Genomic DNA, 12,047 nt, shown 5'->3' on the forward strand with positions numbered 1-12,047 from the left:
AGGTTCGAAGCTATCGCAAATTAAAATCGGGAATTTAAGTATTACTGGGAGTCACTTCAGGATTCCACGACTGGATCTTGCTTAGGCCGAATCGTGTTGAAACCAGTGTGATTAGCTGATTGCCGCATTAGATTGGATTCTCATTGCCCGTATCGCAAACCTTGATCGCATTCAACATGCGTCGTCAAAGACGTTATCTTATTACAATCATCGCCCTGATAAGTCCCGCATTATTGTAACAGTAGGCTCAACTGTCGAGATCTTTTTACGAATGGCTGTTACAAATAAAAACACCACCTGGATACCAGGTGGTGTTTTTATCAAGGAAAACCAAATTGCCTGCGCAAACAAATTACTGCATTAGGTGACGCTCAAAAATTCATCTATCTTGAGAATATATCGCGCGTTTTTTGCACCCCATTTGCTTGACATCATATCTTGCTCGGCAAATTAATCAATGCTAAAACTCTTCCCAATCATCGCCACCGCCACCGGATGCAACTTTGCGAGGCTGTGTTGATACACTCGATGATGCCGCTTCAGGTTTTACTAGCGCTTTCTTGGTCGCCGGGCCGCGGTTCGGTAACTTGGCTACCGCCGCCGGACGATTATTTCTCTTAACCGGTGTGACGGCCGATCCATGACCACCCGATAGCTTGAATATGCTGACCGCTTGCGATAGCGATTGCGCCTGTTCTTGCATTGATTCAGCTGCAGCTGCCGATTCTTCCACCAACGCCGCGTTTTGCTGCGTCACCTCATCCATCTGCGTGACCGCTTGGTTCACTTGCTCAATTCCTGAGCTTTGTTCTTGCGATGCCGCCGATATCTCACTCATGATGTCCGTTACGCGTTTCACCGCACTCACGATTTCGTCCATCGTCGTTCCCGCTTCATCGACCAGCCGTGTTCCTTCATCGACTTTCGCTACCGAGTCACTAATCAGTTCCTTGATTTCTTTCGCCGCCGCCGCTGAACGTTGCGCCAGGGTTCGAACTTCCGTTGCCACGACCGCAAATCCACGCCCTTGTTCTCCAGCACGCGCCGCTTCCACTGCCGCATTCAATGCCAAAATGTTGGTCTGGAACGCGATCCCGTCTATGACGCTGATGATGTCGACAATTTTATGCGAGCTTTCGTTGATTGATTTCATAGTGTGCACCACTTGACCCACCACGGTACCGCCTTTGACCGCAACTTCCGATGCGCCCGCCGCCAGTTGATTCGCTTGGCGCGCATTATCGGCATTCTGCTTCACTGTCGATGTCAGTTCTTCCATCGAGGAGGCTGTTTCTTCTAGGCTCGATGCTTGCTCTTCGGTCCGTTGACTCAAGTCCATGTTGCCGGAAGCTATTTCACCCGATGCCGTCGTTATTTGATCGGTACTGGAGCGTACTTTTCCGACCAAGTCTATCAAGCTGTCATTCATCTCTTTTAATGCTTGCAATAACCTGCCCGTCGACGATTTCGTTGAGCCTACTACGATATTCGAAGTCAGATCGCCTGACGCTACTCTATGGGCGATATCTATCGCTTCATTCAGCGGATCCACAATCGACTTTAATAGCAACATGCAAAACACGAATGCTAATACTACGCCTGCAATCATCGTTCCCACCAAAACCATAAGAATGGTCTCGAAATTTGTTTGCGCATGCGCATATTCCTTTTCAGCAACTGTGCCTTGCAAATCCAGCAATGCAAAAACCGTATCACGCAAAGCATTAAACTTTGGCACGGTATCGTTTGCGAGATTCTGTGCCGCGGCTTCAAATTCTCCGGTCGAAGCTAATTGAATCGTCCGGTTCATTGAATTTACATACTGCACGTGTTGCTCACCTTTGGTTTTGGTCAGCAATTCTTCTTCAGGCGTTAAGTAGGTTGCAAGATATTTGGCCCACACCCCTTCGTTTTGCTTGACCAAACGATTCGCATCGTCTCCCAATGTTCTTGCGGTCGCAACATTTCTCGATTCAACCGCGTTTCTGGCATTTTCCCGAACTTGGTACCAGACATCCAGAATGGAGCCTAATTGAACTGATGGAGTCAAGCGGTCTTCAAAAACCGATTTCAATCCATTATTTGACTGACTAAAACCATACAAACCCACTGCGCCAGTACAAACCAACAATATTGCCATTATCGATAACACAAAATTTAAGCGAAACTTAATTGACGTCTCAGTAAACATCAAAACCTCCTATGAATTTTTTTCTAAAAGCCACTCTGTTAGTTAATGCTTGGTTCAATCAATTCCATATCGCCACTGCTCATCAGCTTCTCGATATCGATCAATATCAACATCCGTTCATCAATCGTCCCAAGACCCATTATGTGCTCGGTATCGATCACGGAACCTAATCCCGGCGCTGGGCGCATTTGCTCAGACTCCAAGCTGATGACATCGGAAACGCCATCCACCACGATACCCATCACCCTGCCAGCGACATTTATAATAATCACCACAGTAAATTGATTATATTCAACATTTCCCAAGCGAAATTTGATTCGCATATCGACGATCGGTACGATGATACCTCTCAAATTCACAACGCCCTTAATGAAGTCGGGCGCATTGGCTATTTGCGTAATGGCTTCATAACCACGAATCTCCTGCACCTTGAGGATCTCTATCCCATATTCCTCATTTCCCAGACGAAAGGTTAGGAATTCATTGGTAATGCTGCTCGTCCGCAGCTGCGTTGACCCACTCACGGCTGGGGTCGTCTGCTCCTGTAACATGCGCCTACTCCTTCTAGTTACAAAACTGATTTTGGATTAGATGACAATTCGTATTCTTACCGACTCAAACAGATAGGTAGGAGTTTTCTTACGGAAGAAGGAAATATTTTCTTTAATTTATTTTTTAATAATTTAAAATAAAACCTCAAGAAAGAAAATCAAATCCGGCACAGAGTCCCACACACGCCGGTTCTACGTGGATTCTATAAATCTCGTCTTGAAGTATTATGCGATCAATTTTCCAGTGGCTTTACACGGGCAGCGGCATTATCTTTCGTCAATACTTGAGGCATCACCCCACATTGACACTACCCAAAACAATGCGCCCAAAATGCTCGGTGCAAATCACGCCTCTCTCAAGCTCACTTTCATCGGAGCTTATTCTCATTAAATCCCGTTTAATAACAAACTATTGATAGAAAATAAATAAATAAACAGGTGATCAAAAGAGTGGCTACACAAAAATATTGCTGGTAGACTTTTATGTTCTTACAGGCAAATCCAATCATCAATTTCCGAATGCTGCTATCTTTGAACGGCATCAGCTGGCGATAAGCATGGTTTGTTATCACCATTTTAGTGAGGATCAGAAAAATCCAAGTATGGAATAAGAGGAGGAAAAATCCTCTATATATGTAGGAATATATGAAATTATTTGTAAGGGTACGGAGCAGGTAGCAGATTTAGTTTCGTCCCGGATATGAATTAGCATTATGCAGGAGCGTAACAAAATGAAAATCCTCGGCATGAATCATTTCACGGTTCTAAGCAGCAATCTTGAAAGAAGCAAAAATTTCTATATCAATATCTTAGGTCTTTCAGAAGGTTACCGGCCACCGTTTACGTTCCCGGGTGTCTGGCTCTATGCGGGAGATCAAGCCATATTGCACATCATGACGGGTAAACCGATACCGGCCAATGCAGCCGGCGTCATTGATCACATGGCTTTCACAGCTTCCGGCTTACAAGCGACAGCCGATACTCTCAAGCTACACGGTATCCATTATGAATTACAACGATTGCCGGAATTGGAAATATGGCAATTATTCTGCCATGACCCGGATGGCGCAAAAGTCGAACTGGATTTTCCGGCAAACGAGCCGGCGCCAAAATAATAATAACCTTATTTAACGCAATTTGGCTTTTTCCCGGCAGCACGGGCTTGTTGCATCAATGCCGTGGCTTTCGGCATTCGTTCCTGCAAATCATGGATCCGGGTTTCGTGCGACGGATGGGTTGACAAAAATTCAGCCGGTTGCGAACCCTGACTGGCCTGTGCCATTTTTCTCCAAAGTGTAATGCTTTCGGCAGGATTGAATCCTGCTTTGGCCATCAAATCAATTCCGATCGAATCCGCTTCGCTTTCATGTAAACGGCTAAACGGCATCAACACACCATATTGAGTACCGACACCAAGCAACCCCAGGGCAGTTTGGCCCATCGGCGTTTGCGGCGCCGCCACCGCGGCGATCAGTGAAATTCCAATTTGCGCGCCTAATTTCTGGGACATCCGCTCATTGCTATGTCTCGCCAATACGTGGCCAATTTCATGACCTATCACGGAAGCCAATTGATCCTGGTTATCCACCAAATCGATTAAACCGGTATGAACGCCAATTTTTTTACCGGGTAATGCGAAAGCATTCAAAGTTTTATCTTCAAATACGACAACTTCCCACTCACCACCGACTTCGTGAGTGATCGCATCGGTAATGCAACGCACAAACTGATTCTCCCGCGTATCTTGACTCATTTGCTTTTCATTTTTCATATCGGTAAAAGCTTGTAATCCCATCGCATCCACCTCATTATCCGGCATAAAAACCATCTGACTTCTACCGGTAGGCGTCGTCGCACAAGCCGTCATCAGCACGAGCATCGACAAAACAACGACCAATCTGAATCTCATGACAAATTGCTCCATTAAAATAAATGACCAAAGTATGATATAACGTTTCTTCCATCAACATAAAAGGGGGATTTCAAAAATGAGCGATCATGTCTACAAAGTGATTGAAATTGTCGGCTCATCGACCAAAAGCAGTGATGATGCCATTCATCAGGCAATTGCCAAAGCCGGACAATCGTTGCATCACTTGGATTGGTTTGAAGTTGTAGAAACCCGCGGTCATATCGTTGATGCAAAAATCGCGCATTTTCAGGTAAAGCTAAAAATCGGTTTCCGTTTGGACTAGCGCACCTATCGCAGTTTTCGTTAGCACAAAACCCATTTCTGCGGTTTGCACATTGTCGATCGTACACCGTCAGGCATTTCTGATCACGCCGTCTTCCAGTTCCACCACGCGATCTGCAATATCCAGGATTCGATAATCATGCGTGACCAGTAATATCGTAGTACCTCGTTCTTTTGCCAATCTTTTCAACATCCCGACAGCTTCGTAACCGCTTTGCTTATCCAGCGAAGCTGTCGGTTCATCAGCCAAAATGATTTTAGGTTGTCCGACCAACGCTCGAGCAATCGAAACCCGTTGGCGCTGCCCCCCGGAAAGCTGTTCCGGACGATAATCCATCCGGTCGCCAAGTCCGACCGCATCCAGCATCGCTGCAGCCCGATCAAGTCTTTGTTGTTCTGTCATGGTATCGTGCATTTCCAAAGCCATGCTGACATTCTGCAACGCTGTCAACGCTTTAAGCAGATTATGTTGCTGAAAAATATAGCCGGTTTGCTGCCGGATCTTAATCCTGACTTGCTCCTCGCTACCGACCAGTTGCTGATCCAACACGTGCACGCTGCCATGGCAAGCTTGACGCAAACCACCGACGATGGTTAAAAACGTCGTTTTCCCGGAACCGGACGGCCCCGTCATTAAAACGATCTCCCCCTTGTCGATCGAGAGCGTCACATCCTTTAAAACAGGGCGTTCTATCTCACCGCTGCCGAAACTGAAATTCAGACGACGCACATCAATGATTCCAGCCATCAGAACATATCCGCGGGATCAGCGGCTTTCAACTTGCGAATGGCTAACACTCCGGCCATTACGCACATCGATAAAATAAACACAAATACCGTACCCAATTTGCTAAAAGTCATCGGCATGGGCATGAATATTTGCGATTCAGCAAGGTAATATAAGCCGGTCGACAGCATAAGCCCGGGAAAGAACCCCAGTACCGCCAGGAAAAAAGCCGAAGCAAAGACGACACGAATAAAATAGCCATGTTCATACCCCATAGCTTTCAGTGTTGCGAATTCGTAACGCAGATTGGCGATATCGGTAAAAAGAATCTGATAAACGATGACAAGACCGACAATCAATCCCATGATCGTGCCAAAGCCGAAGATGAAACCGATCGGCGCCATATCCGCCCAATAATCCTTTTCATGTTTCAACAACTCTTCGTACGTAAAAACATCGACAAATTCGTTAAGTTGATATCTTAACTCCCGTTGCACTTGCTGAATCGACGATCCGGAATCAAGCTTAATCACGCCTAAATCAATCGCATTATGGTTTCTATTGGGAAAAATACGCATGAAATTGAGATCACTGGTCACTATATTGCCATCGGCTGCAAAGGAGACACCTAAGTGGAACAATCCGATCACGTCGACTTTGTAATCATTGACTTCGGTAGAGCTTCGGCCTGCTTCCAGCAGTTGGCGCATGGGTCCGAATTCAGGACGGGAATATTCGTCGAATAAAACCGTATCCTTAATCCGCAGTCCATCGCGGTAATTCCGGATACCGGCGATATCGAATATCTGCGAATCGGGATCAAAACCATATACCATCAGCGTTCTTTTCACCCGCGTCTCAATATTCTTGAATGATGCCAGTCCTAAATACACAGGAATCACATCAACGACCGCCGGATGCCCCAGCGCCCGCATCAGTTCGCGGCGTGGAAATTTAGCCGGACGCCACATCGCTTCGGTCTGTTTGTGCATTAGAAACAAATCGCCGGTTAATTTCAATGGTGCGGAAATCGCGCTATCGTATAAGGAATCTCTAAAGCCCAACTGCATAAACACCAATACACAGGCGAACATCACTCCGAAAATTGCAGCCACCAGCTTGGTACGATCGAACACCAGTTGCCGCCACGCCAAACGCGCCGGGAAATAGCACCAATTCACAATATTCATGGCAGGAAACGCACTTTGACTTGACGGAAAATCTGATGCCGCAACACATCGACCGCTTCCGCTTCCAGCGTCAAACGGACTTCTACAATGCGATTATCAGTATCCGCCAATGGATCGGTATCGTTCAAATCGTTCTTCTTTACCTGAAAACCGATTTCCCCGACTTGCGCTTGATAAGCCCGCTGCCAACCGGTTGCACTGATCAAAGCTTGCTGTCCCGTTTTTATTTGTAACAAATCCACTTCATAGACTTCCGCAACGACATCCAATTGCGATAAATCCGCCATCTCCAGCAGACCATTTTCCTTAATCCGCTCACCGGGACGTGTCAGGATTTTTAAAACAGTACCGGTAATCGGCGCATAAATAAACGCATTGTCGAGCTCCGCCTCGGCGATTTTCTGTTTGAACCGCGCATTGGCAATTTCAGCCGATAGACGTTCTATCGTCGTTTCCGATTGCTGCAGCGCCAAACGCTTGCTATCGGTTTGCGATTCACTGGTGGCAACGTCTTGTTGCAACGATTGGTAGCGTTTAAATTCTCTTCGATTGAAAGTCAGTGAATATTTTTCCGCCTTCAATTGCGCTTCAAGCATCGTCACAAAAGTCCTTGCTGCACCGACTTCCGCTTTTCTTTTCAGGTCATCCGAGAGAACCGCCAATTTATCGCCGGAAATAACCAGATCGCCTTCCTGAATCAGCAATTGCTGCACTCGCGCGCCTTCCGGTCCGGCATTATGAGAAATTTTGATGACCCGGGAGCGCGGCTCAATCCGGCCTAAAGCGCCGACGCCATGATTTCCGTGCACCCGTGCCGATGTATCGGCGAATGTGTCCGTACTTATTGAAAACCAACTGATAATAATAAAACAGCAAAAGAGGCTTCGCTGCAGCAGAGGAACTCCCATAATGCTTTTAAATAGATGACGGATTGAAAGAGACTAAGCGCGCCGGTTAGCAGTATAATCAGCCAATTTACAGAAAAAAACCACCATGCAAGAAAAATATCACCCGCAGGAAATTGAAAAAAAAGCCCAGCACCATTGGGAACAAACCGCAGCTTTCAAAGCCATTGAAGATCCCGGTAAGCCAAAATACTATTGCCTGTCGATGTTTCCCTATCCATCCGGTAAGTTGCACATGGGGCATGTGCGTAACTATACCATCGGTGACGTATTGTCACGATACCGCCGGATGCAAGGCTACAACGTATTGCAGCCGATGGGGTGGGATGCGTTTGGTTTACCGGCGGAAAACGCCGCAATGCAAAACAATGTATCACCGGCCAAATGGACGTACGACAATATTGCGTACATGCGTAAGCAATTAAAAAGCCTGGGGTTGAGCATCGACTGGACACGCGAGATCGCCACTTGCGACCCGAGCTATTATCACTGGAATCAGTGGTTGTTTTTGCGCATGCTGGAGAAAGGATTAGCCTATCAAACCACCGGCACGGTGAATTGGGATCCCATCGACCAAACGGTACTGGCAAATGAGCAAGTCATTGACGGTTGCGGCTGGCGTACCGGTGCACCGGTGGAGAAGCGCGAAATTCCGATGTATTACCTGAAAATTACCCAATATGCCGATGAGTTACTGACCGCCTTGGATACGCTGACCGGCTGGCCGGAGCGGGTCAAGACCATGCAAGCGAACTGGATCGGTAAAAGCTACGGTGTCGATATCACCTTCCCTGCCGACCGCGAATCCGGCACACCGCAAGACCTGAAGGTATTCACCACCCGTGCCGACACGCTGATGGGCGCAACGTATGTGGCCGTCGCTGCCGAGCACCCGATCGCGCTGCATGCCGCCCAAAACAATCCCACGCTGCAAATGTTTATCCAGGAATGCAAACTCGGTTCGGCGAAGGAAGCCGATCTCGCGACGCAAGAGAAAAAAGGCATGGATACCGGTTTGTTTGTGATTCATCCACTCAATGGCGATAAATTGCCGGTTTGGGTCGCCAACTACGTATTGATGGGTTACGGCGAAGGTGCGGTCATGGCGGTTCCGGCACATGACGAACGTGACTTTGCATTTGCCACGCAATACCAATTACCGATCAAAGCGGTTATCAAACCAGATCAGGGTGAATTGCAGTTACCGCTTGCCGAAGCATATACCGAGCATGGCATCACCTTCGATTCCGGTGATTTTTCCGGATTGGATTTTCAGCAAGCGGTCGATGCCATCGCTGCAGCACTCGAGAAAAAAAACCTGGGTGACAAACGAGTGCAATTCCGTTTGCGCGACTGGGGCATTTCCCGACAGCGCTATTGGGGCTGTCCGATTCCATTGGTTCATTGCGATCATTGCGGTGTGGTACCGGTGCCGGATGATCAATTGCCGGTGGTGTTGCCGCAGGATCTGGTGCCCGATGGTTCCGGCAATCCGCTCGGTAAAACACCGTCGTTTTACGAATGCACGTGTCCGAAATGCGGCAAAGCCGCGCGCCGGGAAACCGATACGATGGATACGTTCGTTGATTCTTCATGGTACTACGCGCGTTATGCCTGCCCGGATCAGCATCAGGCCATGACCGACGGGCGCGCTAATTATTGGCTACCCGCCGACCAATATATCGGCGGCATTGAGCACGCCATATTACATTTGCTGTATTCGCGCTTTTGGAGCAAGGTGATGCGCGATTTAGACTTACTGTCGCTGGACGAGCCGTTTACCAATTTACTAACGCAAGGCATGGTGCTGAACGAGATTTTTTTTCGCAAATCCGATAGTGGCCGTATCACATACTATAACCCATCGGAAGTCACCCTGCAGTTTGATGAACAGGGCAAACGTTGCGGCGCTATCTTGCAAACCGATAACCAGCCGGTCGAATCCGGGGGTATCGGCACCATGTCCAAATCCAAAAACAATGGTGTCGACCCGCAGAAACTGGTGGATGAATATGGCGCCGATACTGCGCGCTTATTCATGATGTTTGCCAGTCCTCCCACACAAACTCTGGAATGGGCGGATGCAGGTGTCGACGGCGCGCATCGTTTTCTCAAACGCTTGTGGCGGCAAGCGTATACTCACCTACAAGGTGGCCTGATCAAGGCCGATCCCGGTTTGCACGCAACCTTGCCACCGGAACTTAAAACACTACGTGGCCAATTGCATCAAACCATCGCTAAAGTTACCGACGATCTGGAACGCCGCCATACCTTCAATACCGCCATCGCCGCCATAATGGAACTGATGAACGGATTAGCAAAATGTCAGGATTCTGATGCCGCCAGCCGCAATCTAATGCAAGAAGCATTAGAGAATATCGTGCTCTTGCTTTCTCCGATCGTTCCGCATATTTGTCATGAGCTATGGCACGAACTGAGACCGGATACCGAGCTTTTTGATCAACCTTGGCCGCAGGCGGATAGCGCTGCTATGGTACAAGACGAAATCAAACTGATCGTGCAAGTCAATGGCAAATTACGCGCACAAATCAATATCTCGAAAGATGCCGGAAAAGAAGCGATTGAGCACATTGCAACTTCCAACGAGCATGTGCAAAAATTTATTGAAGGACAAGCAATTAAAAAGATCATCGTTATCCCTGGTAAACTTGTCAATATTGTGACCTAGCGCCCACTCTCTTCAAATGATGAAGTTTCCAATTTTTATTCTGATCGTATTATTGCTGCTAAGCGCTTGTGGATTTCAATTGCGCGGCCAAGTTTCTCCTTTGCCGTTCAAGTCGTTGTACGTTATCGCGCCAGACGGTCACACCATTGGAATGGAGATGAAGCGTATGCTCAGAAACTCTTCCGCTACCAAACTGGCGACTAGTTCTACAGAAGCCGAAGCGACCTTGGATATCATCAGCGCTACCAACGAGAGGATCATTTTGTCTTTGTCGGGTGGTGGCCGCGTGCGGGATTTTAATCTGGTATACCGTGTGACTTACCGTGTACTTGATCATCGAGGTGTTGAAATCGTACCCAATACCGCAATTTCCTTAACGCGCATCCTACCATTCTTGGATGCGCAAATTCTCGCTAAAGAATCGGAAGAACATTTATTGGTGAAGGAAATGCAAAGCGATGCAATACAACAAATTATCTGGCGTTTATCCGCCTATAAAGCGCCCCTCGAAAACTCGCGGTAATCGTTGATTTTGGTTACGCAATATGCGAATCAGGCCTGAGCAATTAACACAATTCCTGCAGAATCAATCCGCGTCACTCTATACATTCTCCGGTAACGAGCCGCTCCTGATCCAGGAAGCCACTGATCAAGTCCGTTCTTACGCACGCCAGCAAGGCTATACCGAGCGTGAGCTTTTTACCGTTGATCAGCACTTTGCTTGGCCCGATCTGCTCAATGCAGGCAATAATCGGTCACTGTTCGGTGACCGGAAAATGATCGATATTCGTATTCCATCCGGAAAACCCGGCAAAGAAGGTAGCAAAGTTATCGAAGCTTATTGCAAAGCCTTGCCCCCCGATACCATAACACTGGTTACACTGCCACGAATCGATAAACAAGGACAAGCAAGCAAGTGGTTTAAAACGCTCGAATCCACCGGTGCATACCTTCCGCTTTATGCCGTCGAGCGCAACCAGCTACCGGAATGGCTCAGTCGGCGCCTTGCCAAACAACATCAAAAAGCAACCTCGGCCACATTACAGTTTCTTGCCGATCGTCTTGAAGGAAATTTACTTGCCGCGCATCAGGAGATACAAAAATTTGCCCTGCTTTATCCGAGTGGTAATCTCACATTCGATCAAGTGAAAGATGTCGTACTGAATGTAGCACGGTACGATGTCTATCAACTGGCGGATGCACTGATTGCTGGCGATATCAAACGCTATCATCGTATCCTGATAGGATTACAAGACGAAGGAACCGCGCCTTTGCTAATTCTCGCCACTTTAACCGAGCACATCCGCCAACTCATCGCCATACACAAAGGGCTTAATAATGGCCAATCTCCAGATCAACTATTGCTAAAGGCAAGAGTTTGGGGAGAACGCCAGAAGATCGTCTTAACTGCAGCCAAACGAACCAGTTTACATTCCCTATTACAAAAGCTTTGCCTGGCCGCACACATTGATCGCATCATTAAAGGCATTGCGCACGGCAATGTCTGGGATGAATTATTACAACTGGGTTACCCGCAAGTTGCCAATGCAGACTAATGCATTGAATGACACCACAGTCAAAATTAATCAACGGTTGTTCG

Annotated in this window: 11 protein-coding genes; 5 read left to right on the top strand and 6 right to left on the bottom strand. The window is 47.5% G+C overall.

Annotated features, from left to right (window positions below; all coding sequences use genetic code 11):
• Positions 1 to 460: 460 nt before the first annotated feature.
• Both KF839_RS10920 and KF839_RS10925 read right to left on the bottom strand, forming a co-directional pair.
• Positions 461 to 2,191 carry a methyl-accepting chemotaxis protein gene (locus KF839_RS10920; RefSeq protein WP_292917873.1) on the bottom strand — a complete coding sequence of 577 codons (1,731 nt, stop codon included), beginning with the start codon at positions 2,189 to 2,191 and terminating at the stop codon, positions 461 to 463.
• A 38-nt stretch (positions 2,192 to 2,229) separates the two neighbouring features.
• On the bottom strand, positions 2,230 to 2,742 hold the full coding sequence (locus tag KF839_RS10925) for a chemotaxis protein CheW (protein ID WP_292917874.1): 513 nt from the start codon (positions 2,740 to 2,742) through the stop codon (positions 2,230 to 2,232).
• Between the two features lie 731 nt (positions 2,743 to 3,473).
• Here KF839_RS10925 and KF839_RS10930 point away from each other — a divergent pair.
• Positions 3,474 to 3,857, top strand: coding sequence for a VOC family protein (locus KF839_RS10930; protein ID WP_292917875.1), 384 nt, complete (start codon positions 3,474 to 3,476; stop codon positions 3,855 to 3,857).
• A gap of 8 nt (positions 3,858 to 3,865) precedes the next feature.
• Here the strand turns inward: KF839_RS10930 and KF839_RS10935 are convergent, their stop codons facing one another.
• Entirely contained in the window at positions 3,866 to 4,651 is a 786-nt protein-coding gene (locus tag KF839_RS10935) for a M48 family metallopeptidase (RefSeq protein ID WP_292917876.1), read from the bottom strand.
• Positions 4,652 to 4,730: 79 nt separating this feature from the next.
• On the opposite strand from KF839_RS10935, the gene KF839_RS10940 reads away from it, so the two are divergent.
• Positions 4,731 to 4,937, top strand: coding sequence for a dodecin (locus KF839_RS10940; protein WP_292917877.1), 207 nt, complete (start codon positions 4,731 to 4,733; stop codon positions 4,935 to 4,937).
• A 69-nt stretch (positions 4,938 to 5,006) separates the two neighbouring features.
• On the opposite strand, the gene KF839_RS10945 is transcribed toward KF839_RS10940, so the two are convergent.
• From KF839_RS10945 to KF839_RS10955, 3 genes are read right to left on the bottom strand one after another with little or no spacing between them, the layout of a single operon-like run.
• Positions 5,007 to 5,684, bottom strand: a complete 678-nt coding sequence (locus KF839_RS10945) for an ATP-binding cassette domain-containing protein (protein WP_292917878.1) — start codon at positions 5,682 to 5,684, stop codon at positions 5,007 to 5,009.
• Positions 5,684 to 6,853, bottom strand: a complete 1,170-nt coding sequence (devC, locus tag KF839_RS10950) for an ABC transporter permease DevC (protein ID WP_292917879.1) — start codon at positions 6,851 to 6,853, stop codon at positions 5,684 to 5,686. Before devC ends, KF839_RS10945 begins: the two co-directional genes overlap by 1 nt.
• Entirely contained in the window at positions 6,850 to 7,662 is an 813-nt protein-coding gene (locus KF839_RS10955) for an efflux RND transporter periplasmic adaptor subunit (protein WP_292917880.1), read from the bottom strand. The genes devC and KF839_RS10955 overlap by 4 nt, the downstream gene beginning before the upstream one ends.
• A gap of 184 nt (positions 7,663 to 7,846) precedes the next feature.
• Between KF839_RS10955 and leuS the strand changes: the two genes are divergently transcribed.
• From leuS to holA, 3 genes are read left to right on the top strand one after another with little or no spacing between them, the layout of a single operon-like run.
• On the top strand, positions 7,847 to 10,447 hold the full coding sequence (gene leuS / locus KF839_RS10960) for a leucine--tRNA ligase (RefSeq protein WP_292917881.1): 2,601 nt from the start codon (positions 7,847 to 7,849) through the stop codon (positions 10,445 to 10,447).
• Positions 10,448 to 10,466: 19 nt separating this feature from the next.
• Positions 10,467 to 10,970, top strand: a complete 504-nt coding sequence (locus tag KF839_RS10965) for an LPS-assembly lipoprotein LptE (RefSeq protein ID WP_292917882.1) — start codon at positions 10,467 to 10,469, stop codon at positions 10,968 to 10,970.
• Positions 10,971 to 10,992: 22 nt separating this feature from the next.
• Entirely contained in the window at positions 10,993 to 12,003 is a 1,011-nt protein-coding gene (gene holA, locus KF839_RS10970; protein ID WP_292917883.1) for a DNA polymerase III subunit delta, read from the top strand.
• Positions 12,004 to 12,047 lie beyond the last annotated feature (44 nt).

It is taken from the genome of Nitrosomonas sp. (assembly GCF_019635155.1).
Classification (GTDB): domain Bacteria; phylum Pseudomonadota; class Gammaproteobacteria; order Burkholderiales; family Nitrosomonadaceae; genus Nitrosomonas.